19 protein-coding genes are annotated in these 25,638 nt (G+C 72.5%); 11 read left to right on the top strand and 8 right to left on the bottom strand.

Features of this window, described 5'->3' with window-relative positions; translation table 11 throughout:
* Positions 1-198 precede the first annotated feature (198 nt).
* The 4 genes from FHS44_RS38015 to FHS44_RS38000 are packed head-to-tail and all read left to right on the top strand — an operon-like array spanning position 199 to position 7,658.
* Positions 199-3,477 (top strand): ABC transporter permease, encoded by a 3,279-nt coding sequence (locus tag FHS44_RS38015; RefSeq protein ID WP_184725047.1) that lies wholly within the window; start codon positions 199-201, stop codon positions 3,475-3,477.
* The gene (locus tag FHS44_RS38010) at positions 3,474-6,050 is read left to right on the top strand and encodes an FtsX-like permease family protein (protein WP_184725045.1); all 2,577 of its coding nucleotides are present in this window, start codon (positions 3,474-3,476) and stop codon (positions 6,048-6,050) included. The genes FHS44_RS38015 and FHS44_RS38010 overlap by 4 nt, the downstream gene beginning before the upstream one ends.
* Entirely contained in the window at positions 6,047-6,982 is a 936-nt protein-coding gene (locus tag FHS44_RS38005) for an ABC transporter ATP-binding protein (protein ID WP_184725043.1), read from the top strand. Before FHS44_RS38010 ends, FHS44_RS38005 begins: the two co-directional genes overlap by 4 nt.
* Positions 6,972-7,658 (top strand): ABC transporter ATP-binding protein, encoded by a 687-nt coding sequence (locus FHS44_RS38000; protein WP_184725041.1) that lies wholly within the window; start codon positions 6,972-6,974, stop codon positions 7,656-7,658. The genes FHS44_RS38005 and FHS44_RS38000 overlap by 11 nt, the downstream gene beginning before the upstream one ends.
* Before the next feature lie 6 nt (positions 7,659-7,664).
* Here the strand turns inward: FHS44_RS38000 and FHS44_RS37995 are convergent, their stop codons facing one another.
* Entirely contained in the window at positions 7,665-8,516 is an 852-nt protein-coding gene (locus FHS44_RS37995) for a maleylpyruvate isomerase family mycothiol-dependent enzyme (RefSeq protein WP_312863984.1), read from the bottom strand.
* A gap of 746 nt (positions 8,517-9,262) precedes the next feature.
* Between FHS44_RS37995 and FHS44_RS40480 the strand changes: the two genes are divergently transcribed.
* From FHS44_RS40480 to FHS44_RS37965, 6 genes are read left to right on the top strand one after another with little or no spacing between them, the layout of a single operon-like run.
* The gene (locus tag FHS44_RS40480; RefSeq protein ID WP_221461792.1) at positions 9,263-10,159 is read left to right on the top strand and encodes an AfsA-related hotdog domain-containing protein; all 897 of its coding nucleotides are present in this window, start codon (positions 9,263-9,265) and stop codon (positions 10,157-10,159) included.
* Positions 10,156-10,824 (top strand): methyltransferase family protein, encoded by a 669-nt coding sequence (locus FHS44_RS42620; RefSeq protein WP_184725037.1) that lies wholly within the window; start codon positions 10,156-10,158, stop codon positions 10,822-10,824. The genes FHS44_RS40480 and FHS44_RS42620 overlap by 4 nt, the downstream gene beginning before the upstream one ends.
* The gene (locus tag FHS44_RS37980; protein WP_312863983.1) at positions 10,821-11,471 is read left to right on the top strand and encodes a nitroreductase family protein; all 651 of its coding nucleotides are present in this window, start codon (positions 10,821-10,823) and stop codon (positions 11,469-11,471) included. The genes FHS44_RS42620 and FHS44_RS37980 overlap by 4 nt, the downstream gene beginning before the upstream one ends.
* Positions 11,468-14,152 carry a PEP/pyruvate-binding domain-containing protein gene (locus tag FHS44_RS37975; protein ID WP_184725033.1) on the top strand — a complete coding sequence of 895 codons (2,685 nt, stop codon included), beginning with the start codon at positions 11,468-11,470 and terminating at the stop codon, positions 14,150-14,152. Before FHS44_RS37980 ends, FHS44_RS37975 begins: the two co-directional genes overlap by 4 nt.
* Entirely contained in the window at positions 14,149-15,030 is an 882-nt protein-coding gene (locus FHS44_RS37970) for a UbiA prenyltransferase family protein (RefSeq protein WP_184725031.1), read from the top strand. Before FHS44_RS37975 ends, FHS44_RS37970 begins: the two co-directional genes overlap by 4 nt.
* Complete coding sequence (locus FHS44_RS37965; RefSeq protein WP_184725029.1) at positions 15,027-16,217, top strand: cytochrome P450; 1,191 nt, start codon at positions 15,027-15,029, stop codon at positions 16,215-16,217. Before FHS44_RS37970 ends, FHS44_RS37965 begins: the two co-directional genes overlap by 4 nt.
* 38 nt (positions 16,218-16,255) lie before the next feature.
* On the opposite strand, the gene FHS44_RS37960 is transcribed toward FHS44_RS37965, so the two are convergent.
* The gene (locus FHS44_RS37960; protein WP_184725027.1) at positions 16,256-16,624 is read right to left on the bottom strand and encodes a hypothetical protein; all 369 of its coding nucleotides are present in this window, start codon (positions 16,622-16,624) and stop codon (positions 16,256-16,258) included.
* A gap of 79 nt (positions 16,625-16,703) precedes the next feature.
* Entirely contained in the window at positions 16,704-17,045 is a 342-nt protein-coding gene (locus tag FHS44_RS37955; protein ID WP_184725025.1) for an ArsR/SmtB family transcription factor, read from the bottom strand.
* Positions 17,046-17,396: 351 nt separating this feature from the next.
* On the opposite strand from FHS44_RS37955, the gene FHS44_RS37950 reads away from it, so the two are divergent.
* Positions 17,397-17,561 carry a DUF3073 domain-containing protein gene (locus tag FHS44_RS37950; protein WP_184725023.1) on the top strand — a complete coding sequence of 55 codons (165 nt, stop codon included), beginning with the start codon at positions 17,397-17,399 and terminating at the stop codon, positions 17,559-17,561.
* 65 nt (positions 17,562-17,626) lie between these two features.
* On the opposite strand, the gene FHS44_RS41480 is transcribed toward FHS44_RS37950, so the two are convergent.
* From FHS44_RS41480 to FHS44_RS37925, 5 genes are read right to left on the bottom strand one after another with little or no spacing between them, the layout of a single operon-like run.
* Positions 17,627-18,910 carry a proton-conducting transporter transmembrane domain-containing protein gene (locus FHS44_RS41480; RefSeq protein ID WP_184725021.1) on the bottom strand — a complete coding sequence of 428 codons (1,284 nt, stop codon included), beginning with the start codon at positions 18,908-18,910 and terminating at the stop codon, positions 17,627-17,629.
* A complete protein-coding gene (locus tag FHS44_RS37940; protein ID WP_312863982.1) occupies positions 18,907-20,256 on the bottom strand; it encodes a proton-conducting transporter transmembrane domain-containing protein in 1,350 nt (449 codons plus the stop codon). Before FHS44_RS37940 ends, FHS44_RS41480 begins: the two co-directional genes overlap by 4 nt.
* A complete protein-coding gene (locus tag FHS44_RS37935) occupies positions 20,253-23,180 on the bottom strand; it encodes a YbcC family protein (protein ID WP_184725019.1) in 2,928 nt (975 codons plus the stop codon). The genes FHS44_RS37940 and FHS44_RS37935 overlap by 4 nt, the downstream gene beginning before the upstream one ends.
* Positions 23,177-24,802 (bottom strand): SulP family inorganic anion transporter, encoded by a 1,626-nt coding sequence (locus tag FHS44_RS37930; protein ID WP_312863981.1) that lies wholly within the window; start codon positions 24,800-24,802, stop codon positions 23,177-23,179. Before FHS44_RS37930 ends, FHS44_RS37935 begins: the two co-directional genes overlap by 4 nt.
* Positions 24,768-25,298 carry a hypothetical protein gene (locus FHS44_RS37925; protein ID WP_184725017.1) on the bottom strand — a complete coding sequence of 177 codons (531 nt, stop codon included), beginning with the start codon at positions 25,296-25,298 and terminating at the stop codon, positions 24,768-24,770. Before FHS44_RS37925 ends, FHS44_RS37930 begins: the two co-directional genes overlap by 35 nt.
* Positions 25,299-25,638: the final 340 nt, after the last annotated feature.

The following is a 25,638-nucleotide window of genomic DNA, read 5'->3' as shown; positions in this document are numbered from 1 at the left end:
GCGAGACGGGCATCCCACATCACCCTTACGACCTGCGCATATATATCGAAAAAAGCCCAATGTCACGGTTTCGATATCACGCTGACATTGCCCGGAAATATCGGCTCCATCACTCTGTGAGGCCCGAACTTGTTCTGGGTGCGTTTTCCCCGGAACGTGCCTGTAACGGATGTGATCGCTGCACGGGGAGGCGGTGCCATGCCGAGGCCCACGGCATTGGTCGTACGCCGCGCGCTCAGCGAACCACTGTTGCTCGTCGCGGTCTTCGGGGCGATTCTGCTGGCCACGACCACGCTGGTCGGGCTGAGCGTCTACGCCACCTCGGTCGTCGACGCGGGCGTCCGCCGTACGCTCGAAACCGTCCCCGTCGAGACCGCGGGAACCGTGGTCAACGCGCCCGTGCACGCCGGGACCTTCGCGGCGACCGACAGGGCGTTGCGCGCGCAGCTCGCCGAGACCTACGCGGGCCTGCCGGTCGCGGTGACCGTGAGCGGCCAGTCGGGCTCCTACGCCATGCCCGGCCAGGAGCGCGGGTCCAGGCCGGAGCTGCTGCGGTTCGGCACCCAGCAGGGCCTCGCCGAACACGCCCGCCTCGTCCGGGGCGCCTGGCCGGGAACCAGGACAGAGACCGTCGAGGCCGCGATCAGCGGGACCGTCGCGCGGGACACCGGGATGGCCGTCGGAGACTCCTTCACCGTCGAGGGACGGCTCGACAAGTCGAAGGTCCGCGTCAAGATCGTCGGCGTCTTCGAGCTGCGCGAGCCCCGCTCGGGCCGCTGGGCGGGTCAGCCGCTGCTCACCCGGGGCGTCGAGATCGGCGGCTACGTCACCCACGGCCCGCTCATGATGGCCGAGCCGGTGTTCCTCGACAGGTTCGTCGCGGGCACCTCGGCGTCCTGGCTGGCCGTACCCGACCTGCGATCTCTGCCGAGAGAGCGCCTGCGCCCGCTGGCGACCGAGGTCGGCGCCCTGCAGGGGGTGCTCAGGACGCGGCCCGGCTGCGAGGGCTGCTCGCTCTCCACCCGGCTGCCGGAACGGCTCAACCAGCTCGCCACCGCGACCCTGGTCGCCCGCTCGACGATGCTCGTGCCGGTGCTGCAACTGCTGTTGCTCGCCGCCTACGCGCTGACGCTGACGGCCAGGCTGCTGGCCGACCACCGGCGCACCGAGACGGCGCTGCTGCGCTCCCGGGGTGCCGGTGCCGTACGGCTGGCGCTGCTCGCGGCGGGGGAGGCGCTGCTGGTCGCGTTGCCGTGCGCGGCGCTCGCCCCACCGCTGGCCCTGCCCCTGCTCAGGGCGGTCAACGCGGGGGCGTCGGACACGCCGATCGACGTCGGTGTGGATCTGGCCGCCTACGTGGTCGCGGTCGCGGTGGCGCTCGGCTGTGCCGTACTGATGACGCTGCCCGCGCTCGGCGGCACCCGCCGTACGTACGTGGCCGAGCAGACGGCGCGCGGGCGGGGGCAGCGGTACGGCCCGCTGCAGCGGGCGGGGGCGGATGTGGCGCTGCTCGGCGTCGCGGCGCTCGCGGTGTGGCAGCTACGGCACTACGGCGCCCCGGTCACCGCGACGGCCGGGGGTGAGCTGGGCATCGACCCGCTGATCGTGGCCGGTCCCGCCGTCGCCCTGCTCTGCGGGGGCGTGATCGGGCTGCGGGTCGTGCCGCCCGTCTCCAGGATCGCCGAACGGCTCGCCTCCCGCCGCGCCGACCTGGCGCCCGCGCTCGGCGCCTGGCAGGTCAGCCGCCGTCCTGGACGCTACTCGGGACCCGCGCTGCTGCTGACCATGGCCATCGCGATCGGCGTGGTCAGCATGGCGACCACTGCCACCTGGCGCGACTCCCAGGAAGACCAGGCCAGGCACCAGGCGGGAGCCGACCTCCGGGTGGCCGCGCCCCCGGAGAACGCCGAGCTGGGGCCGCTCGGCAGGGCGGCGGCCTACGCGTCGCTGCCCGGGGTGACCTCGCTCAGCCCGGCCTACCAGAGCGGCACCGAACTGGCGGGCGCGGAGGCGACCCTGCTCGCCGTGGACGGGAGCGAGCTGCCCGGCATGCTCAAGCTCCGCCCCGACCTGTCGGACGAGACGGTCGGCGCGCTCGCGCGGGGGCTCACCGCCGCGCGCCCCCGCCTGCCCGGCCTGACGGTTCCTGGACGGCCTGAGCGGCTGCTCGTGCGGACCCGCCTCACCGTCGAGGACCCCGGTCTGACCGAGGTGTACGGCAACGCGGCGCTGACGCTGACGGTCGTGGACGCCGAGGGCGTGAGGTATCCCGTCCGGTTCCTCCCCGGCCTCGGGGAGCGGGAGACGGCACTCGACCTGACGCCGTTGCGCGGGCGGAACGGACGGCTGAGCTACCCGCTGACCGTCGCCGCGATCGTCGCCGACGTGCCGTTGCCGACCAGGGGGACCGGCTTCGGGGTGGCCGTGCTCGGCGTCACGACGGGTGAGGGCGCCCGGGTCACCGTGCCCGAGGGGACGAAGCTGGCGCACGGGGTGACGACCACGACCGCCAAGGAACGCGGCTTCGCGACCGGGGAGGGACTGTTCTCCGCGTCGTTCGCGGCCCCGCCGGTCCGCGACCCGTTCGACGCGGTCGCCCCGCAGCGGCTCACGGTCACCCCCGTGGCCGAGGACGCGGACGAGGGGACGGTCTTCTCCGGGGAGGGCACCCCGCAGGGCGCCTATCTCGGCCCGCTGCCGGTCGTCCTCACCGCCGACCTGGCCGCCAGGCTCCGCCTGACCACGGGGACGACGAGCAAGCTCACCTTCGACCGGCGCACCACCGTGGTCAGGGTCGCCGGGATCGTGGACGGGCTGCCGGGGACGGCGCCGGGGGTGCCCGCCGTACTGCTCGACTGGCAGACCATGCAGGCGTGGGACCTGCTCACCCACCACACCCTCCGCGTGCCGACCGAGTGGTGGCTGGGCACGGGCGGGGCCGAGACCACCGGGGCCGCCGCCGAACTCGGCCGTCACCCCGGCTGGGAGACGACCGTGGTCGACCTGTCCTCGCTGGCAGAGGGGCTCAGGGACGACCCGCTCGCGGGTGGGCTGCGCGGGGCGCTGACGCTCGGGTTCCTGGCCGCGCTCGCCTTCGCCGTCCTCGGGTTCGTCGTCAACGCCGCCGTCGCGGCCAGGGAACGGACTGCCGAGTTCGCCATCCTGCGGGCCCTCGGCGTCGGCTTCCGGCAGGTGTTCGCGCTGCTCGCCGTCGAACAGGCCTTCCTGATCGGCCTGTCCCTGGCGGCCGGGACCGCGGTCGCCGTGGTCGTCGCCTCGCTGGTCGTGCCGTACATCGTGCTGACCGGCCAGGCGGCGGCTGTGACCCCTCGGGTGCTGCTGGACATTCCCTGGGCGGCCACGCTCGGGCTGCTGGTCACGGTCGCCGTGCTGCTGTTCGCGATCGTCGCCGTGCTGGCGCGCGTGCTGCGGCGCCGGGGCGCGGGCGGCGTCCTGCGGATCGGGGAGGACCGATGAACGCCTGGACCCAGGTACGGGTCAACCGGGGCGTGGCGGCCGTGCTCGGGCTGCTGGTGCTCAGCGCCTGCCTGCTGGTCGCGGCCGTGCCCAAGGTCACCCAGACCGCCTACGACGACGCGTTGCGCGTGGCCATGGCCGGGAGCGACCCGAGCCGTGCCGACCTGGTGGTGGTCAGCAAGCGGCAGAGCGTCCCCCAGGGGCCGCTCACCCCGGCCGTGCTGCTGGAGGAGGACCGGAGCTTCAGGGCGGCGCTGCCCCCGGAGCTCCGCCCCGTCGTGACGGCGCCGGACACGGGCGACAGCCACTACGTCGTGCGCAAGAACGAGAACCCGGTCATCTCGGTGGACGGTCAGGTGCGGTCCTACCAGTATCTGAACCTGGCCTGGACCTCCGGCGCCGAGCGGCACGTCCGCTATGTCGAGGGCCGTCCACCGGGGGCGCCGGGCGAGCTCGACGGCGGGCCGCTGTTCGAGGTGGCGCTGGAGCGGAGGGCCGCCGAGGAGATGCGGATGCGCGTCGGCGCGACCGTCCTGCTCGGCGGCATGCAGAAGCTGGCGGCCCGGGTCAGCGGCCTTTTCGAGGCGGCCGGGCCGGACAGCGGCTACTGGCGGCACAACGACGCCCTGCGCCGGGTCATGAAGGTCCGCAAGCCCGGGGCGGACACCGACGACTGGTACGCCACAGGCCTGGTCGCCGACGCCGCCCTTCCCGAGCTGGGCGCGCTGTACTCCAACACCACCTACCGGTGGGTCCTCGGCGTCGACGGCCCCTCGGTCACGACCCTGCGGGCGCCCGAGCTGGTCGAGGCGGTGAGGACCTTCAGGGGGGCCGTCCCCGTCGTGCTCGAAGGCTCCTCGCCCGGCGCCCTCGACACGGCGCTCGACTCCCTCCTCCAGGAGCACCTGACCCGGCTGCGCGTCGCCGAGTCGCTGCTGCTGTTCGTCGTCGCGGGCCTGTTCACCGTGGCGCTCGGCGTGATCGCCCTGGCCGTACGGCTGCTCGCCGAACGCATGCGCCACGCCTTGGTCCTCATGCGGGCCAGGGGCGCCTCCCTCGCGCGGATCGCCGCGACGACGACCGGGGCGGTGGCGGCGGTCGCGGTGCCCGCCGGGGTTGCCGGATACGCCCTGTCCTACGCGCTGCCGGGGCCGCTCACCCTCCTCGTGCACCTCGGCCCGCTCGCCGTGGTGGCCGCCACCGCGCTGCTCGCCGCAGGACAGGCCCTGGCCCACCGCTGGCCGCGGACCGACCAGCGCGAGGACGTCGCCACCTCCCGGCCCTCACCCCGGCGGATCACCGCCGAGGCCGCGGTCGTCGTGCTCGCCCTCGCCGGGACCTACCTGCTGCGGCAGCGCGGGCTCACCACCCAGACGGACGAACGCGGTTTCGACCCCTTCCTGATCCTGGTTCCCGCGGGGCTGACCCTGGCCGTGGCGCTGATCGTGCTGCGCTGCTACCCCTATCCGCTGCGCCTGGCCGTACGGCTGGCGGCACGGCTGCGTCCCGCGGTGCCGTTCCTCGGGCTGACCCTCGCGGCCAGGGCGAGGCCCGCCGCCACGCTCTCGGTGCTGATCCTGCTGCCCGCGCTGGCGGTCGCGGTGTTCGGCGCCGTGGTCTCGGGCGGACTGGCCACGACGCAGCAGACCTCCGCCTGGCAGCAGGTCGGCGCCCGCGCCCGGCTGGACAGCGCCCTGCCGATCACCCCGGAGATCGTCGAACGGATCAGGCGGGTCCCCGGTGTCAGGGAGGTCGTCACCGCGACGCGGACCGTCTCCCTGCTCAGGACCGATCTGCAGCGGGTCGTGGTGCTCGCGGTCGACACCCGCGCCTACCGGGACCTGCTGCGTGCCGGGCCGCTGACGCTGCCGGACGCGCCGGTGCTGGTCTCGCCCGACCTCGCGGACCGGGGGCCGATCGAGCTGCTCGGCCCCTCGCCGCGCGCCCTGACCCCGGGGGGAATCGTCACCGGCCTGCCCCGCGTGTACGGCGGAGCCCCCCTGGTCATCGCCCCACCGGACGGCTCCCCGGTCAACACGGTGTTCCTCGACGGCGACGACCTGGACCCCAGGCCGCTGCTGGCCGCGGTCAACCTGCAGGACACGCAGGTGACGACCCTCGACGGGGTGCTCTCCGGCATCGCGGGGGCGCCGTTCACCGCGACGATCGAACGGGCCTTCACCGTCGTCACGTTCGCCCTGGCCGGGTACGCGCTGGCCGCGGTCCTCGTCGCCCTGGTGACCGGGGGAGCCGACCGCACCGGCGCCCTGTCCCACCTGCGGGCCCTCGGGCTCTCGACCGCCCAGGCCCGTCGGCTGACCGTGCTGGAGATCTCCCCGATGATCGTGCTCACGGCGCTGGCCGGGCTGCTGCTCGGGCTCGCGCTGCCCGCCGTACTGGGGCCCGGGGTCGATCTCAGCTCCTACACCGGGGGGCTCGCGGTCGAGGTCTATCCCGCCGACCTGACCACCCCGGTCCTGCTGACCGTGGGGCTCGCGGTGGCCGCGGTCCTCGGGGCCTTCGTGTACGCGGCGCTCGGGCGCCCTTCAGGTGAGAGAAGGAGACCGACGTGAGCCAGGAGACCTCCTTGGCCGAGCTTGAGGCCGAGGCCGTACGGCACGGCCCCGCCTTCGGGCAGGACGCGCACATCCTGTGCGACAACCTCGTGCGCATCTACAAGACCGAGGGCGTCGAGGTGGTCGCCCTGCAGGGACTCGACCTGCTCATCGAGGCCGGGGAGCTGGTCGCGGTCGTCGGGGCCTCCGGCTCGGGCAAGTCGACGCTGCTCAACGTGCTGTCCGGGCTCGACGTGCCGACCGCCGGGGTGGCCAGGGTCGCGGGGGTCGATCTGCTGGGGATGACGGCCCGCGACCGGCTGCGGTACCGGCGCGAGGTGGTCGGCTTCGTCTGGCAGCAGACGAGCCGCAACCTCCTGCCCTACCTGAGCGCCGTGGAGAACGTCGAGCTGCCGATGCGGCTCGCGGGTAGACGGCGGCGCGGCCGGGCCACCGAGCTGCTCGACCTGCTGGGCGTCGCGGACCACGCCGGGCACAGACCGGGGGAGATGTCCGGCGGTGAGCAGCAGCGGGTGGCCATCGCGGTAGCCCTGGCCAACTCCCCGCAGGTCGTCCTGGCCGACGAGCCGACCGGTGAGCTGGACAGCGAGTCCTCGGAGGAGGTGTTCGCCGCGCTGCGCGGGGCCAACCGCGAGCTGGGCGTCACCACGGTGATCGTCACCCACGACGCCCTGGTCTCCGGGCAGGTGGACCGGACCGTCGGCATCAGGGACGGGCGGACCAGCAGCGAGACGCTCCGCCGCGCCTCCTCCGACGGCCTGGTCGTCGCCGAGGAGTACGCCGTGCTCGACCGCGTCGGCCGCCTGCAACTGCCCAGGGACTTCACGAGCGAGCTGAACATGGAGCGCCGCGTCCGCCTGCGCCTTGAGAGCGACCACATCGGCGTCTGGCCTGAAACCACGAGGGAGGGGGGCGGGGATGGGGACTGAGGAGCCGCTGGTCGCCGTCGAGGGACTGCGCCGGGTCTACCGGAGCGGCCCCAAGGAGATCGTCGCGCTGCGTGAGGTTTCCTTCGAGGCCGCCCCGGGGGAGCTGGTCGCGGTCCGTGGCCGTTCGGGGTCGGGCAAGACGACCCTGCTCAACCTGGTCGGCGGCCTGGACCGGCCGGACGCGGGCCGGGTGACGGTCGCCGGGCACGAGGTCACCGCGCTGCCCGAGGAGGGGCTGCTGGAGCTGCGCAGGGACGTGGTCGGCTTCGTCTTCCAGTCCTTCGGGCTGATCCCGGTGCTGTCGGCGGCGGAGAACGTCGGGGTGCCGATGCGGCTGTGCCGTACACCGGTGGCCGCGCGGGAGGAACGGGTGCGGGTGCTGCTCTCCCTCGTCGGGCTGACCGAGCACGCGGGCCAGCGGCCCTACGAGCTGTCCGGGGGGCAGCGGCAGCGGGTGGCCGTCGCGCGGGCGCTGGCCAACCGGCCCCGGCTGCTGATCGCCGACGAGCCGACCGGCCAGCTCGACTCACAGACCGGGCGTCAGATCATGCGGCTGATCCGCGCCCTGGTCCGCAGCGAGGGCGTCACCGCGCTGGTCGCGACGCACGACCCCGCCCTGATCACGCTGGCCGACCGGGTCCTCGAACTACGTGACGGGGTGCTCGCCCCCGCCTGACCCGCGTCAGGGCATGTGCACAACGCGCAGGAAGGCGGGCAGCAGCCAGGGGCGGGGACCCCCGATCGTCACCCGGCCGCTGAGCATGGCCCTCAGTTTGCCGATCCTGCCGAACATCATCAGGTTGAAGACCGCCGGGTCGAAGCCCACCCGCACGTCCGGCGCCAGGCCCGGCTCCCCGAGCGTCACCCGGCCCTCGTGCAGGACCAGCGTCACGGTGGTGATGTACGGCGAGCGGAACTCGACGGCGATCGGGCGTTCAGACCGGGGCTGGCCGGTCTCCAGCAGCCGTCCGGAGCCGTTGCGGACGACCCCGACCATGAACAGCTCGACGAAGAAGGCAGCGTCCCGCGAGGCGATCCGCCACGGCCTGTCCAGGGCGCGCCCTATGTCGTGGCCGTGCAGCAGCAGCTCGTTGAGCAGGTGGGCGACGATCCCGGCGACCGGGACGCGGGAGCCGCCGAGCCAGGGGATCGGCTGGGCGGGGTCGAGGTCCTCGGTCGAGTCGAGCAGGTCGTCGATGTGGGTGCTCAGCAGCTCGGTGAGCTTGCGCGGGTCGCGCTCGGTGAAGTCGCGCAGCGTCAGGTCGTTGAAGTCGTCGATGTCGTCAACGGTGATGTCGTCGAGGCGCCCCCGCAGGGACGGGAACGGGTTGGGCACCTCCTCGGGCCGCACCAGGGAGGTGTAGAGCCAGGCGACGACGGTCAGGTGGGCCGCGGTGTCGGAGACCGACCACCCCGGGGTCACCTCGGCGCGGGAGTCCGGCGCCGAGACGACAAGCTCGATGAACCGGTCACCGACCCGCCTGAGGGAGGCGCGGACGGTCTTCCACTGGTCCTGGGTGATGGGCGCGGCCACGTCTGCCTCCATGTTTTCGCGCGGGGGGTTCGTGAAAGGCGTTTCGCCGGCGGGGCGGCGTTCTCCCCTCGGGGAAAGCCGGTCCGCTTCCGCTTCGTCGAGACGGGGCGACCGAAAACACCCTCACCGTAACATCCGAACATACGAGCTGAATGTCCAATGACACGCTTTCTCTGGCCAGAAGAGGCCCCCTGGCGGATATTTCGTGATTGAGGTTGCGCTGACCTTGGGAAATGCCCGACAGGGCATCGCGTGCCCTCCCGTGGAACCGCCGCTTTCCCCGGGTATTCGGGCGGGCGATTTCCCTTTCCCGGCCTTTCCGATATCGCGACGCGTGACGGGGGCGTCGCTCTCCTCGTCCTCGGGGCTGACGGGGGTCGGTGAGGCTCCTGAGGGCTGGGAGATGCCCGGCACACCCCGAAGGATGGCCAAAAAACATACTTTCGTGACCTATGTCCGGGTTTCGGATGTTTAGGGATGTCGCAACCACCGTCTTTCCCCAGGTAACACGACAGATCTATTCCAAACGGGCACTGTCAACATATTCTCCGAAATAGAGCAATTTGGAAGATGCGCGGCCCGAATCAGGCGATAAGGATCGGCTCACGAATTGGTCGAACCGTGTCCGCGGTTTCGGTCGCGCATACCGGGAGATCGGAGGGTTTTTCGATTGGCGGTGGCGCCTTTTTCGGGCCGCCGTATTCGCCTGACCCTGTTCACCGCACTCCACGCTGGAGGTTTGTTCATTGGTATCCCATCAACATCTGGGCACGTCGTTCGGCGCGCCCGCGTCGGACTGGCTGAACGTCATCACTCCGGCTGAGGGGCGGCCAGGACAGTACGGCGCCGCCCTGCGTGTGGACCAGGAGCACCCTTTCTTCTTCGACCACCCCCTCGACCACGTCCCCGGCATGCTGCTGGTGACCGGACTGCTCGACCTGCTGCGCGACCACAGGGTCCTGTCACGGGAACACCGGGTCCGCCTGTCCCTTGAGTTCACGAAGATGTGCGAACTCGGCCCCGAGGTCAGCCTGCTCGCCGGTCCCGACCCCTCCGGCGAGCGGGGGACGTGGGCCGTACTGGCACTCCAGGAGGAGGAGGCCGTGTGCGCCGGCACCATCGAGCTGGCACAGGAGCAGCCCGCCACGGTGCCCCAGGCCGGGGAAACAGCCGAGGCGGTGCCCATCGAGGCCGGGCTCGCCCACCGCGCCGACCCGAGGAACGTGCTGATCGGCGAACCGGCGATCCTCGACGAGGGCTCCGGCGAGGAGTACGAGGTGCCGCTCGTCTCCCCGCCGACCGGCCACTTCCTGCTCAGGTACGGCCCCGAGCACTACGGCCTTGAGGAGATGGTCGAGGCGGGGCGGCAGCTCGCCACCGCCGCCAGCCACCTGGCGCACGAACGGCCCCGCGACGCCGTGATGCTCTGGCTCAGACTGGCCGCCGACCTGCCCGCCGCGCCGCCGCGCGCCGAACCGCTCACCCTGCGCTGGCGCACCCAGCCGCCCCGGGGCAACCGCGGCGTCTTCGACCTCACCGTCGTCACCGGGGACGGGACGCCGGTCGGCGCGCTGTCCTACGGGTCGAGGGCTCTCAGCCCGGCCTCCTACCAGCGGATCCGCCAGAACGGAGAACAGGCGTGAGCGGCACCCCCCTCTCCCCGGCCACCCCCAGGGCGTGGACCGGCTACATCATCCCCGTGCTGTTCCTGGCCGCGGTGACCGCCAACGTCGCCGGACTGGTCGTGCACCTCGGGCAGGCGGCGGAACCGGCCCACCTGGCCGCCGTCGTCTTCGCCGTGGCCAACCTGGTCTGGGTCGGCCTGGAGACGCCCGTCACCTTCCGCAGGCCGTCCGCGCCGCCCCGCGAGGTCGCGACCCTGCTGTTCTACGGGGGCGCCAGGGTCGCCGTGATCGCCGCGGCGTTCCTCGGGCCGTTCCCCTGGCAGCGGCTGACCCCGCTCGCCGTACTGCCCGCGCTGCTGTTCGTCGCCGGGGTGGCGCTGCGGCAGATCGCGATGCGCACGCTCGGGCAGTTCTACTCCCACCACGTGATCCGCCGCGACGACCACGTGATCGTCCGCACCGGGCCCTACCGGGTGGTCCGCCACCCCGCCTACGCGGGCATGCTGCTCGGACACACCGGCCTCGTGCTGTTCTTCCTCAACCCGTTCAGCGTGGCGCTGCTGGTCGTGCTGGTCCTGGCCATCGCCAGGCGCATCCACGTCGAGGAGCGCGAACTGCTCGCCATCCCCGCCTACCGCGACTACGCCACCGGCCACCCCCGTCTCGTCCCCGGGCTGTGGTGAGCGTGCGCCCCGACCTCACCTGCGACGAACTCCTCACCACCACCCGTGCCGTACGGCGCGGCCTCGACGACACCAGGCCGGTCGATCTGGAACTGGTCAAGGAGTGCCTGCGGCTGGCATTACAAGCCCCCAACGGCTCCAACGGGCAGCGCTGGCGCTGGATCGTGCTGACCGACCCCGACGTGCGGGCCGGGATCGCCGACGTCTACCGCCGTGCCTTCCTCGAACGCAGCGCGTCCCTGCTCGCCCGTCTCGACGAGCTGGACCCGCGCACCCGGCGGATGGCGATCGACGGCCGCGACCTGGCCGAACGGCTCCACCGCATCCCGGTGCTCGTCGTCCCCTGCCTCGAACTCGCCGACGAGCGTCTCCCCGAGGGCAACCAGGCCGGGCTGTGGGCCTCCCTGCTGCCCGCCATGTGGAGTTACGCGCTGGCCGCCCGCAGCCGGGGCCTGGCCACGACCTGGACCAGCGTCCACCTCGACCGGGAGCGGGAGGCGGCCGAGCTGCTCGGCCTGCCGCCGAACGTGCGCCAGGGCGGCCTGCTGCCGACAGCCCACGGTCTCAAGACCGTCTACAAACCCGGTCCCCGCCTGCCCCTTGAGGAGGTCCTGCACATCGACGGCTGGAAGGGGAGGCGCTCGTGAGCCTCGTGCTGCGGGTTGACCTCCACGACGTGACGCGGGTCGGCAACAAGTTCGCCAGGCTGGAGTCCATGCGGCTGGCCGGGCTGCCGGTGCCGCCGCTGTACTGCCTGCCCGCCGAGGCGTTCGACCTGGTTGTGGGGAAGGTCCGCGACGGGCTGCCCGCCGTACCGCCACTGGGAGACGCCGGGGCGGTGAAGGCGTGGGGGGAGGCCGCGACCGCCGAAGTGGCCCGGTTGGCCGTCCCCGGGGAGCTTGCCGAGGCGGCGCTCGCCGCGTTCGACGAGGTCATCGGCCCCGACGGGCTGGCGGCCGTGCGGGCGTGCGTGGTGGCCGCCGAGGGGCTGACCGGGGAGGACGACGCCGCCGACCCGTTCGCCGGGATGAGCGACAGCTTCCTGTACGTGCCGCGCCGTGACCTGCTGGCCCGCATCGTGGACTGCTGGGCCTCCGCCTACAAGCCCGAGGCCGTGCTGTACCGACTGCGCGCGGGCGCCGACCCCACGGCGACGCGCGTCGCGGTCGGCGTGCAGCGGATGGTGCCGGGGACCCGGTCCTTCGTGGCCTTCAGCCGTGACCCCCGGGACGGCTCCGCCCGGCACGTGATCGCCGCGGCCCTCGGGATCGGCGAGGGCGTGGTGCAGGAGAAGGCCGACGTGGACCACTTCTTCGTCAGCCACGCCACCGGCGAGGTGACCGAGCGGACGGTCCGCAAGCACCGGATGGTCGGCCCGCCCGGCGACGACGGCTCCGGCGAACTCGCGCTGCTGGCCGTACCCGACGAGCTGGCCGGGCGGCCGGTGCTCGACCGCGACCAGGTCGCCAGGATCGTCGAGGCCGTCACCGGGATCGAACGGCACTTCGGCTGTCCACAGGATGTGGAGGGCACCTTCACCGAGGACGGGCGGCTGCACGTGGTGCAGGCCAGGCCGATGGCGGCGCCCCCCGAGAGCAGACCGCAGACCCGGCAGGTGCTGTGGAGCAACCACAACATCACCGAGAGCTACCCGGGCGTGTCCGGGGCGCTGACCTACTCCCTGGCCCGCGACTTCTACCGGTGGATCTTCAGCGACCTCTACCGGCGGATGGGCGTGCCCGAACGGTCGCTGCGCCGCGACAGGCACCACCTGGAGCGGATGGTCGGCATGGTGGACGGGCGGGTCTTCTACCGCCTCGACGCGTGGTACGCCCTGCACGGCAGGCTGCCGGTCTTCGAGTTCGTCAGGGGGTGGTGGGAGCACTCCATGGGGCTGGCCGACGACCCCGGCGCCGTCCCGCCCCGCCCCGGCTGGCCGCTGCGGGCGCTGTGGATCGCCCCGGGGCTGGTCCGCAGGGCGCTGCGCCACCCCCGCGACGTGCGCGAGTTCCTGACCTGGTGGGACGGCGTCGCCGCCGAGGCCCACGGGCGGATCGAGCACGCCGAGCCCGCCGAACTGGTCACCTTCTACCGGAGGCTGTGGGCGCAGGTCGCGGTGCGCTGGGGCGTCACGCTGACCAACAGCGTCTTCAGCATGCTGGTCGCGGGCACCCTCGCCCGGCTGCTGCGCCGCTGGGCCGGGCAGGACGGCCACGCCCTGATGCTCGGCCTGCTCTCCGGCGGCCCGGACAACCGCTCGCTGGCCGCGCTGCGCTCCGCCATCGCCCTTGCCGAGCTGGTCGGCGCCAACGGCCCCGCCCGCGAACGGGTGCTCGCCGCCGAACGGCCCGAGGACGCCAGGCAGGTCTGGGAGGAGCTGGTCGAGGGCCGGTACGGCTCCGCCGTCGCCGGGGCTGCCACCGCGCACCTGCGCCGCTACGGCGACCGCGCGGCCGGTGACCTCAAGCTTGAGGAGCCCACCCCGAGGCAGCGGCCGTGGACGGTGCTCGACATGGTCCGCCCCTTCGTCAGGCAGGGCCGTACGGTCGCCGCGAGCCGGGCCGAGGAGCGGCGGGTCCGCGGGGAGGCCGAGCGGGAGCTGCGCGAGCGCTGCCCGGGGCTGCTGCGCCGTACGGCGTTGCGGCTACTGGCGGCGGCACTGCGCGGGCTGGCCAAGGCGCGCGAGGACACCCGGTTCTGCCGCACCGAGCTGTACGGCCTGTCCCGAGGAGTGCTGTTCCGGCTGGGGGACGAACTGGCCAAACAGGGTCATCTCGACCGGGCGGACGACGTCGTCGACCTGACCGTGCAGGAGGTGCTCGGCGCCTTCGAGGGCACGCTGCCCGGCGCCGACCTGCGTCCGCTGGCCGCGCACCGCAGGAAGGAGCGGGAGTTCAACGAGACCCTGCCCGCCCCGCCGTCCCGGCTGCTCACCGGAGAGGGCCTCGCCAGGGACGCCTTCGACCGAAGACCGGAGCCCCAGACCACGGAGGGTGACCCCCGGCTGCTGCGCGGCCTCGCGTCGAGCGCCGGGCTCGTGCGGGCCCGCGCCAAGGTCGTGCTGCACCCCTCGGTTCCCCCCGAGTCGTGCCAGGACAGGATCCTCGTCGCCAGGGAGACCGACCCCGGCTGGCTGTTCCTGATGAGCGCGGCCAGGGGACTTGTCGTCGAACGCGGCACGCTGCTGTCCCACACCGCCATCACCGGCAGGCTCCTCGGGGTGCCGACCGTCGTCGCGGTCGCCGGGGCGACGACCCGCATCCCCGACGACGCCCTCATCGAGCTCGACGGCGCCTCGGGAACCGTACGCATCCTGGAGGAAGAGTGATCGGCCGCCTCGGGAGATACGTGCTGGGCAGCTATCCGCCCGCCTTCTACCTTCCCTACGGGATCAGCTGGGCCGTCGGCGTCACGGCGCTGTTCACGCTGGCCGACCCGCGCGTCACCGGCTGGCGTCCCGACGTCGGTGTCCTGGTCGCGGCGCTGACGTTCGCGATCGACCTGCTGCTGATGCGGGCGCTTGACGACATCAGGGACCTCGACTACGACCGCGAGCACAACCCGGGCAGACCGTTGCCGAGCGGCGCCGTCCGGGTGAGTGATTTGGCGGTCCTCATCGGGGTCGGCGTCGTGGTGCTGCTCGTGCTCAACGCCGGGCGGGGGATCGCCCTGGTCGCGCTGGCCGCGCAGCTCGGGTACGCGCTGCTGGTGCTCGCGGCCGACCGGCTGCTGGGGTGGCCCTCCGGCGACGACGTGGTGACCGGGCTGCTGGTCAGCTTCCCGGTGCAGATCCTGATCAACCTCTACCTCTACGCCGGGGTGCTGCACCAGACGGGCCTCGGGCCGAGCTGGCACGCGGTGCTGCCGCTGCTGACCGCCGCGACCGCCTACCTCCACCTGGAGTTCGCCCGCAAGGTGACCAGGGAGCTGCGGCCCGGCGAACGCAGCTACGTCACGGCGTGGGGTGTGCAGCGGACTGCGGTGCTCTCCGTGGTCAGCGCGGTGGTGTCCGTCGTGGTCGCGCTGACGTTCACCCTGCCGTGGGGGTGGCTGGTCGTGCTGCCGCTGGGCTTCGTGGTCCTCGGCGCCAACGGGTTCTGGCGGGGCCGGGCCGTACGGTGGCCGGTGCTTCCGCCCGCGCTGTTCCTGCTGGCCAGCTTCGTCCTCTACCTGGTCGTCGCCCTGCTCGGAAAGGACACCGGATGACCACCGACCGTTTCCCCTTCCCCGAGGGGCCGGACGCCCGGCCGCCCAAGGAGTACGAGGAGCTGCTCGGCCTTCCCGGCCTGCCCGAGGTGACGCTGTCGAACGGCAGGCGGGCGCGGCTGGTCTCCCGCTACGCCGAGGTCAGGGCGGTGCTGTCCGACGACCGCTTCAGCAGGGCGGCCTTCTCCGGGCGGCCGATGTTCGCCCGCACCCCGGAGTCGCTGGCGCTGGCCACCAGCGACCCGCCGGTGCACACCCGCAGGCGGCGGGCCGTACTGCACGCCTTCACCGCGCGCAGGGCCAGGCAGCAGACGCCGTGGCTGCGCGAGCTGGCCGAGGAACTGCTCGACGACCTGGAGAAGGGCGGGCGGCCTGTCGACCTGGTGGACGGCTTCACCGTGCCGCTCGCGCTGCGCGTCATCACCAAGACGCTCGGCATCCCCTGGGAGGACCGGACCCGGCTGCGCCCGCTGGTGGACAGGATGATGTCGACCAGCAGGTTCGCCCCCGAGGAGGTGGCCGAGGCGCACGCCGCGTCGGGACGCTACTTCACCGCCCTGGTCGCGGCCAGGCAGGGGGAGATCGCGTCGGGCAGGCCGGGTGACGACCTGCTGACCGAGCTGCTGACCGCGCCGGAGCCCGAACGGCTCAGCGTGGAGGAGATCGCGGTCTTCGGCGCCGGGCTGCTGATGGCGGGCTACGAGACGACCGGCAACCAGCTCGCCATGTGCGCGCTGACGGTCCTTCAGGACCCGGCCCTGGCCGCCCGGCTGCGCGCCGACCCGGACGCGCTCGTCCCGGCCGTGGAGGAGATGCTGCGCTGGAACGCGCTCGGCTCGACCGGCGGCGCGCCGCACGTCGCCATGGAGGACGTACGGCTCGGCGACACGCTGGTGCGCGCGGGCGAGGTGGTGGTGCCGCTGATCGACGCCGCCAACCGGGACCCCGGGGTGTTCACCGAGCCCGGACGGTTCGACCCGGCCCGCGAGACGAACCCGCACCTGGCCTTCGGGCACGGCAGGCACTTCTGCCCCGGCGCCCACCTGGCCAGGGCCGAGATCCACGTCGGCCTCGGGGCGCTGCTGGGACGCTTCCCCACGCTGGCGCTCGCCGTACCGGCCGGGGAACTGGTGTGGCGGCGCGGCATGTTCATCCGGGGGCTGCGGGAGCTACCGGTCCGCTGGTGAGGTGTCTCCCCGGCCACGGCCGGGGAGACAGCCGGAGGTCAGCGCGGTCCCAGGTTGATCGAGCCGAACACGTCGCCCGCCTGGATCACCGTCCCGTGGATCGTGGCCTCACCGGCGATGGTGTTGGAGACGTCGTGGCTCTGCCGTACGACCTTGGCGGTCTCCCGGGTCCAGGCGGCCAGCTCCTCGGCGAAGGCGGGGTCGGCCTCCGCGCGGTCCACGAGGATGCCGGTGATCTCCTCCGAGGAGTCGCCGGTGGCCGCCTCAAGGGCGGCGACCTCGCCGGAGTCGTTGCCGAAGCGGTTCCTGGCCAGCGTGACCAGCGAGGTCCAGGCGCTCTTGCCTACCTCACCCGCGGCGCCACCGACGAGAGCGGTGACGATCGCGGTGAGTACGGTTGGGTCCATGTCGGCGCTCCTGTGCTCTGCTCGGCTGCCCGCGGGGGCGGTGCCACCCGCGTTTCGATCATCGCCGAGAACGGGGGTGTCAGGGGACGGGTTCCTGGCGGTCGCGGAGCTCGGCCAGCAGCTCGTCCCGGTCGGCCAGCAGGTTCGCCAGGATCCTGCGGGTGGCCACCATCAGATCGGCCAGGTCGGGGGTCGAGAGCGCGTACACGACGGTAGCCCCGTCACGGGTGGCGTTCACGATCCCGGCGCGGCGCAGTACGGCGAGCTGCTGGGACAGGTTGGAGGCCTCGATGTCGAGTTCGACCAGGAGGTCCCGGACGGGCAGGGGGCCGCGTTGCAGCAGCTCCAGAACCCGGATGCGGAGCGGATGCCCCAGCGTGCGGAAGAATTCGGCCTTGACCTGGTAGAGCGGCACGGGCATGATCAGGACGCCCCGTCGGCGTGTGCCCGCGGCCTGGCCGCGAGCGCGTGCGTGTCGCCCACTTCTCGTGGACCGATGGCCTCCTGCTGCATCCAATCGAGGAACACAAGACACTTATAATCTGGCAAATTGCATAATTGTTCAAATCGTCAGGTTTCTAGGTAGGATGAGCCGGTGTTCTGTTCCCCAACGCCGCTCGGCAGTCCCGATCCCGGTCGATTCGAGGATGGGGCGGGGCGTCGCTGGGTACGGGTACCGGCGAGCACAGCCTGACCTGCCGCGCCAGGCTGGATTCGCCGGCGACGCGACGGTGACAGTAGGTCAGCACGGCCGTGTGAGGGAGTACAGCCAATGGGGCGGGGTCGAGCCAAGGCGAAGCAGACGAAGGTGGCGCGCGAGCTGAAGTACAGCAGCCACGGGATTGACTTCGACCGGCTGCGCGAGGAACTCAGCGCGGTCGGCTCAACGAAGGAGGACCGGAGGGAGGAGCCCGTTGAGGAGCTTCCCAACCGGTAACCACCTCGTATGAGGACCGGCCGCCGGGGGAGCCCCCCGGCGGCCGATCCTTGGAACCGGCCGGGTCAGGGGACCAGCGGGAACAGGCCCCCGACCAGTAGCGCGCCGATCGTGATCGTCAGCGCGTACGTCTCAAGCGGGACGAGGTCACGCTCTCCCGAGTGCGTACGGCTGCCCGCGAACAGCGCGAAGAAGCACCGCATCACCGTCATGCCGTTGACGCCGACGGCTCCGGCCAGCGCGAGCCAGACGGCAGGTGACCCGGTGACCGAGCCGTGGATCAGCAGGTGGCCGCCCGCGAACCCGAGGGAGAGCGGGAAGCCGACCGTGGCGAGCCCGCACAGCAGGAACGCCACCGCCAGCCGGGGAGTCCTGGCGAAGTTCCCGCTCGGCACCCGCAGCGACAGCGTGCCGCGCCGCGCCTCAAGGGCCGCCAGCGTCATGGCGAGCCCGGAGACGGCAAGCGCCGAGGCCTCCCAGGTCAGCACGGCGCCGGAGACCGCCTCCGAGGAACCGCCGAGCCCGCACATCACCAGCCCGGTCTGACTCATCGTCAGGAAGGCCAGCGCGCGCCGCGCCTCGGTCTGCACCACCCCGAACACCGCCGCCACGACGGCGGTCAGCCCGCCCAGCAGCGCCAGGTCACGGGCGAGTGGCGCCGGAAGGTCGAGCTGGGTGAGCAGCCCGAAGGGCGCGGTGGCGAAGACGACCACGACCCCCAGCGGGGCCCGCTCGACGAAGCGGGGATACCAACTGTGCAGCGGGACTACCGCGAACCTCGTCATGATCGCGATCACCACGAGGGCGCCGCCCGCCGTCCGCCACCCGGTCGCCGACAGCACGGTGCCCACCCCGAGGAGCAGGACGCCGGGCAGGTGGTAGACGGCGAACAACCGGTCGAGCCGCTCCCGTCCTTCGTCGTGGCCCCGCAGCTCGGCCCAGACCAGCCAGGCCGAAAGCGCCCACAGCACGACGGCGACGGCCTGGTGCCGTACGGCTACGAAACCGCAGGAGACCGCGAGCAATCGCAGAATCCTGGCCAGCGTCGCGGGCGGGTGGGAGGCGAGCGGGCTCATCGCGACGACCAGCAGGCCCGCCGCGCACGTCGCGACGACGACGAGCCTGGCCGTGCCCTCGGGCAGTACGGCGAAAGCCGGACCCGACCCCCGCCCGCTCGGGGAGAACGGGACGAACCCTCCCGACCAGGGCAGCGCGACGGCCAGGATCGTGGCAGCCGAGGCACAGGCCACCGCCGCGCGGCGCGCGACCTGCCAGTCCGCCAGGCGGCCGACGACCACCGAGGAGACCAGGAACAGGACCGCGACCAGCGAGGGAACGACGACGATCACGACTTCTGGCCCTCTCTCGGGTACGAACCGGTGCTCAGCAGCCGCGCCCACCGCTCGTCCAGCGACTCGGCCCGTCTGACCAGGCGCGTCAGGCCGCCGACCACGTGGTCACGCAGCCACGCGTCGAAGTAGCCGCGTTCGAGCGCGTAGCGGTACAGCCACGCCCGCACGCCCCTCGGGACGACCCGGTCCAGGTGCCTGCCGGTGGGCGGCAGCGGCCCGCCGAGCGCCTGTTCGAGGTGGTGGTGGTCGTGGATCAGGCTCGGCGAGCGCAGGATCTGGGCGCTGCGCAGCGCGGCGTGCGCGACCAGGTGGGCCAGCGCGAGATAGCGCAGCCCGAGCCCGACCTCGACCAGGACCACCCCGATCTGGGTCATCGAGGCGTAGGCGAGCGTGCTCTTGATGTCCGTCTGGGCACGGCCGACGAGGGTGGCGTGAATGGCGGTCAGCGCGCCGACCACCACGATCGCCGTCCGCACCCCCGGCGCCCCCGACCAGGCGGACTCGGTGCGCAGCAGGAGGTACGGCCCCAGGCTGACCGAGATCGCGCCGTAGAAGACGGCGCTTGAGGGCGTCGGCCCCTCCATGGCGCGGGGCAGCCAGCCGCCGAGCGGGACCTGGGCCGCCTTGCCCATCGAGGCCCACAGCAGCGCGAGGCCGATCAGCAGCGCGTCCCCCCGCGTGGCGGGCACGCGGAAGAGCGCCCACCCCGCGCCGTCGGTCCCGGCCACGCTCGACGAGCCGGTCGTGTGGTGCAGCCACACCACCGCGACCAGCAGCCCGACGTCACACGCCCGGTAGACCAGGAACGCGCGCAGGCCGTGCTCGACCGGCCTCCTGCGCTCGTGGAAGAACGCGATCAGCAACGCCGAGGACAGTCCGGCCAGCTCCCAGCCGACGAGGGTCAGTTCGAGGGCGCCCGCGAGGGTCACCAGCTCGACGCCCGCGCCGAACAGCGCCAGCAGCATGTAGAAGCGCAGGTAGCCGGGCTCCCTGTGCAGATAGCGCCGGGAGAAGACGCCGATGAGGCAGCACAGCAGCGCGGCCAGGACCGCGAAGGGCAGCGAGAGCCGGTCACCGACGAGCAGCAGGTGGAACTCCGACTCCCCGCTGCCGAACCAGGTGCCGACCGGCGCCGTCACCGCCGCCCGCCCCTCGCCCACCATGACGCAGGCCAGCGTGAGCGCGGCGGCCGTGGCGAGCCCGAAGGCCAGCGCGACGGCCGTCGAGACGGCCCGCTCGACCCGCCGCCGCCCCTGCCAGGCGAACGCCCCCATCAGGGCGAACACCCCGAGGGGCAGCCCGGCCACCGAGAGCAGCAGAAGCCGCTGGAGTGTCTCGCTCACGACGCCTCCTCCCCGACGAGTTCCCTCCGCTGGGCCGTACCAAGAGCTGCCGTGACGTGCGCGAACCCCAGGTGCTCCCGCCTGCCCGCGTAGAAGTGCGCCGAGCGGTGCACCGTCGGCAGAACCTCCCCTTCCTGGACGTACGGCACGAAGCCTCCCCGCTCGAAGACGTGCATCGCCTCCGAGTCCGGGCTCCACGCGACGAGCTGGATCCACCCGTTGGACACCAGCCGTTCCAGTACGGCGTGCGCCCCGACGATGGCCGCGAGCCGCTCGGGTTCGGCCTCGACGACCAGCAGCAGCCGTACCGGCTCGTGGATCTCGACCATCTGCCAGGGCAGGCCCGTGCGCAGGTCGGAGGCGTGGCCGTCCATGACGCCGAGCAGGCCGACGATGTTGTGCGGCAGCTTCGTGCCGCACCCGTAGCCCGCCGGATCGACGTAGCTGAAGTAGTACTCCAGGTTGATGCCCGCGCAGACCGGCCCCGCGGCGAGCAGCAGGTTCGTCAGCAGGTCACCGGCCGGGTCGCCCTCGGGGTCGTAGGAGACGAGGAAGGCACGCCGGTCGAGGAAGAGCCCCCGGGTGCGTGACCTGCGCCCGACGACGGCGACCGCGTTCGTGGCGTGGCCGTACTCGGGCCTGGGCTGGCCCAGGTCGACGGTGTGGCTCTCGACGTGGGCCAGCGCCGCGTCGAGCGGCAGGTCGAGGGGGGCCGACTCGAACCTGCGGCAGCGCTCGTGCGCCGCCAGCACGCACGCCCGCGCCATGACCCTCTTCGCCTCCCCGACCGCCTGCCGCGACCGCTCGGGGACCAGGTCCTCGTCGTAGTAGGTCATGGAGTCGTCACAGGTGTTGTGGTAGGCGCCGAGGAACCAGGTGCCGTCGGGGATGACGAGGCCCAGGTCACGCAGCCCGGCGCGCACCCCGGGATGGTTGGCCATCACGGCGAACGCACGGGCGTTGGGGCCGCCACGCCCGCCCCCGGTCGCCCCGCAGTCGTGCGCCGACTCGTGCGGGTTGTTGAGGCTTGAGGAGCCGTGGCCGACGACCAGCACGACGGGCGCGAGGCCACGGCCGAGACCGGTCGTCCGCAGCGCCGCGGCGACCACCTCGACCATCTCCGGCACCGAGTAACCCGGCAGCAGGCCGCCCTCGGTCTCCACGGCACCGGGAGCCCGCTCGACGACCAGCCTGGTCACGGCCTCCGGGGTGTGGCCGAGGCGCCGGGACCAGCGGTGGAACAGGCGCGGGAACAGGCAGCGGCCGACCAGCGTGACGACCTGCGTCGCCCCGAGGCCGAGCGCGATGACGCTGCCGCGCGCCAGGGTCCTGCTGCCCACGGACAGGCCGAGACTCAGCCCGCCCCGGCCGTTGCGCTGTGCCGTACGGGCCTCGGCCGACTCCTCGACGACCAGGTGCCTCGGGGTGACGACCACCGGGCACAGCGGGCGGGCACGGACCTCGTCCACTCCCCGGTAGGTCATGGCGACCCCGAAGAACCCGGCGTAGCCGTAGGTCTCGGCCTGCGGGAAGTGCTCCTCAAGGTGCCGTCGCAGGGACTCCTCCCGCTCGTCGATGCAGAACACGGCCTGCATCGTGACGGGCGGCGCCTCGGCCCCGGCCACGACGCGCTGGTGCGCCCTGAGCGCGTCGAGCGCCCCGACCCGGTGCCGCCGCTCGTAGGCCAGGTGCAGCAGGCGGCGCCGTTCCGTCTCGTCGCAGGAGGCGACGGCCCCGAGCCAGGCCGCCGCGTGCTCCGGCTCGGCGAGGACCGCGGTGTCCACGGGCATCACCTGGGCCAGGACGAACGCCTCGTAGACCAGGTCGAGGCCGGGCCGTACCGCCGTGTCGTCCGGGGCGGACCCGCCAGGGTGGTTCCGCATGGCGTGCCGCGCGGCGTGGACGTCGAGGACGAGCTGGACGGCCAGGTAGTCGAGCAGCCGCGCCGCCCGCGCCTCGACCGGCGCCCGCTCTGGCCGGTGCTCGAACTGACGCATCATGCCCGCCCAGCCGCGCAGCGACAGCAGCGTCGCCTCGATCGCGGCGCCCCACGACTCCTCGGGTACGGCCAGCTCGCGCAGGGCCGTGACGATCGTGCGCTCCGCCGTCCAGCCCTCGGCCTCCTGCCGTCTCAGCTCGGCGCCGAGACCGCGCAGGAACCGGTCGGGCGGACCGCCCGCCTGGCCGTACAGGCGTCTGAAGGCGTGCAGGAAGCCGCGCTCGCGCTCGGGCATCGGCCAGTAGGCGACCCCCTGGTCGAGGAAGGCCGCCGACAGGCGGATCAGCAGCGGGTGGACCAGCTCGTCGGTGTCGGTCCCGGTCGCCGCGAGAACGCGGTCGCGCCCGCGCACCGGGACGGCACCGGTGCCGGGCACCAGCGGAGCCGCGGCCTCCAGGCTGTTCCACAGGGTGTCGAGCAGTCGCGCCTGCAGCGCCCGCGCACTCGGCTCGGGCGTCGTGGTCCAGTCGCGTCTTGCCTGTGTGAGCAGCTCGGCGCGCCGCCGAGGGTCGAGGAGAGCGGTCAGGCGGGTCCGGGCGTCGGTCTCCAGGAGCAGCCAGTCGAGCGCGGCGCCCCTGGGGACCTCGAACAGGTGCCGCAGCCGCAGGGCGAGGAAGCGCGCCCTGGTCGGCCCACCGGGCACGATCGGGCTCCCGCCCCGCGCCTCGGCCTCGGCGACCGCGTCGAGGTCGGCGGGCCTGATCCGCCCGGACTCGACGTGGCCGAGGAAGGCCGTCTCGGTCTGGAACGGCTCGGTGCCGAACACGCGTGCCGCGCTGACCACGGCCTCGTCGAAGGGCAGGTGCTCGAAGGCGTGCAGCGTGTTGTGGTGCACGAACGTCTGCAACGGCGCCTGGTCGGGCAGCAGCCTCGCCGCCCGTTCGACCAGCTCCGCGACGTCCGTGGCGAGGTCGAGATGGCTCATGCCCGCCTCCTGCGTCTGGTCGCCTGCGGGTGGGCCGAGACGGGGACGAGGTCGTCGAGCCCGCGCAGGGTGAGGGTGGCCCGCCACTCACGCGACATCGTGGCCAGCCCGGAAAGGAAGGTGTGGTCGACCAACGCCGCGTCCGACACGTCCACCACGACGTCGGTGACGCCTTCTTCAGCCCCGTTGACCGTACGGCGCAGCGGCAGCAGGGCCGTGAAGACGGCGGCGTTGGGAATGCGGACGTTCAGCACGCTTCCGGTGCGGACGGCCTCGGCGCGGGGCCGCAGGAACGCCACCGGCGGCACCCCGCGGACCAGGTGCAGCACGATCTTGAGGGCGAGACCGGCCGCGACACCCATGAGCAGGTCCGTGGCGAGCGTGACGAACAGCGTGGTCAGGAACAGGGCGAGCTGGTCGAGGCCGACCTCACCGGCGTGGGCGAACTCGCGGGGCGAGGCGAGCCTGGTGCCGGTGTAGACGAGCATGGCGGCCAGCACCGCCAGCGGGATGGTCTGCAACAGCCCCGGCGCCAGCGCCACGAACAGCAGCAGGAAGGCGCCGTGGGAGAAGTTGGACCACCGGGAGGTGGCGCCCGCGTCGATGTTGGCCCGGCTGCGGACGATCTCCGAGATCATCGGCAGGCCGCCGACCAGCGCGGAGACGAGATTGCCGCCGCCGAGCGCGAGCAGGTCGCGGTTGAGGTCGGAGGAGCGCTTCTCCGGGTCCATGGAGTCCACCGCGAGCACGGTCAGGGTCGACTCGATGGTGCCGATCAGGGCGAACATCACCACGTACTTCAGCGACGTCCCGGTGAGGATCGCCGAGAAGTCGGGGAAGGCCACGGCGTCGAGCAGGGTGCCGGGGAGCCGGACGAGGAACTCGGGGCCCAGGTGGTAGGTCGTGGTCATGAAACGGTAGTCGTGCGGGACGCCGACGTGGAACCACAGCGCGACCGGCACGGTCACGGCGAGCACGACCAGCGGCGCGGGTACGGCCCTGGCCCACCTGGCCCTGATCAACGGCATGCCGAACATGACCAGCAGGCCAAGCGCGCCGAGCAGCAGGATGCGGGGGTTGGCGTTGGCGACGCTGTGCGGGATCTCGGCGATCAGGCCGAGGGTCTCCTTGCTCTCCGGCTTGACGCCGAGCGCGACGTGCGCCTGCTTGGAGATGATGATGACCCCGATCGCGGCGAGCATGCCGTGCACGACCGAGGGGGACATGGCGATCCCGACGGTCGCCACCCGGCACAGCGCGAAGACGATCTGGATGACCGCGGCCACGACGCCGACGGCAAGCGCCCGCCGGTAGCCGACCGCGAGGTCGCCGCCGTCGAGCTCCTGGACGGCGCCGAGCGCGATCACGATCAGGCCCGCGGCGGGGCCCTTGATGGTCAGGGGGGCACTGCCGAGCAGGCTGACCAGCACACCGCCGATGATCGCCGTGAGGACACCGGCGACCGGCGGGAACCCGCTGGCCAGCGCGATCCCCAGGCAGAGGGGGAGCGCGATGAGGAAGACGAGGAAGCCGGACCTGATGTCGGCTGTCCTGAAGGCGCCACGGCGGGGCGCGGTGGCTAAGTCGTCATGGGTCTTCAGGTCGTGCTGTTCTGACGTCACTGAGATCCTCACAAGGGCGTGGGCGGTCGGCTCCGGCCGTCTTCGGCCGGAGGTCGTGCGCACGGGAAACGCCTGGTAGCAGGCGTCCTCGGCGCACGGGTGGACCGCGTGCCACGCTCGTTCCGAGACTCGTCTCCGACGGCCGCGCCCGGTGGATCGCGACGGTGACACCCCGCACCGGTGGGCGGGAGTCGGTGGCGCCGGTGTCGGTCGAGTCGTCCTTGATCTCGCGTGAGTCGTTCTCGAACGTCTCCTGCTCGTCACCGAGGGAGGTGGCGGCCGGGGGGCCGGTCGCCGTGTTGACGGCAGGACCGCTGACGGGACCCTTCGCCGGGGCCGTGTGGTCCTCGTCGTGGTGGGCGGCCATGCACGCCGCGGAGGCGGCTCTGGCCGGGGCGATCACCTCGACCCATGACGTCATCGCCATCACGACCGCGAGCGCCGCCCCCACGACGCGGAGCAGTTTTCGCCCGCGCGGCGACGATGCCCGGATCACGCGGGCAGTCGGGGGTTCGAGGGGTAGCGGGGTCACTTTGGCTCCGGGCCACGATATGGGGCGGGGTGAAGCCTCATGATTGATCCAGAAAAGGATTAAATCGGTCAAGACCTACGAAGCGTGGTTGTTTACTCTCCATCCGTGGCTTCGCTCTGTGTGCGACCGTACTCTAGCTGCGACGATCTGCCGGTTACCGGAAATTCTCGTAGTCAATGTCACTATGACTTTCCGTAAACGACGCAGGTCGTGAACAGGGAAACGTTACCGAAGCGTTATCCAATCGGCTGCGGAACGCCGTTTTCTCTACACGGATATCGGCATTCACGGAGCGCCCGGACTA

The sequence above is a fragment of the Streptosporangium saharense genome (assembly GCF_014203715.1).
Taxonomy (GTDB): domain Bacteria; phylum Actinomycetota; class Actinomycetes; order Streptosporangiales; family Streptosporangiaceae; genus Streptosporangium; species Streptosporangium saharense.
Note: the sequence above shows the minus strand (reverse complement) of the source record. Positions and strands in the feature narration are given on the sequence as shown.

Excerpts from the sequence above, each read along its gene's own strand:
- FHS44_RS37950 (WP_184725023.1), top strand. The coding sequence starts at position 17,397 with ATGGGGCGGGGTCGAGCCAAGGCGAAGCAGACGAAGGTGGCGCGCGAG.
- FHS44_RS38010 (WP_184725045.1), top strand. The coding sequence starts at position 3,474 with ATGAACGCCTGGACCCAGGTACGGGTCAACCGGGGCGTGGCGGCCGTG.
- FHS44_RS37965 (WP_184725029.1), top strand. The coding sequence starts at position 15,027 with ATGACCACCGACCGTTTCCCCTTCCCCGAGGGGCCGGACGCCCGGCCG.
- FHS44_RS38000 (WP_184725041.1), top strand. The coding sequence starts at position 6,972 with ATGGGGACTGAGGAGCCGCTGGTCGCCGTCGAGGGACTGCGCCGGGTC.
- FHS44_RS38015 (WP_184725047.1), top strand. The coding sequence starts at position 199 with ATGCCGAGGCCCACGGCATTGGTCGTACGCCGCGCGCTCAGCGAACCA.
- FHS44_RS37960 (WP_184725027.1), bottom strand. The coding sequence starts at position 16,624 with ATGGACCCAACCGTACTCACCGCGATCGTCACCGCTCTCGTCGGTGGC.
- FHS44_RS37935 (WP_184725019.1), bottom strand. The coding sequence starts at position 23,180 with ATGAGCCATCTCGACCTCGCCACGGACGTCGCGGAGCTGGTCGAACGG.
- FHS44_RS37955 (WP_184725025.1), bottom strand. The coding sequence starts at position 17,045 with ATGCCCGTGCCGCTCTACCAGGTCAAGGCCGAATTCTTCCGCACGCTG.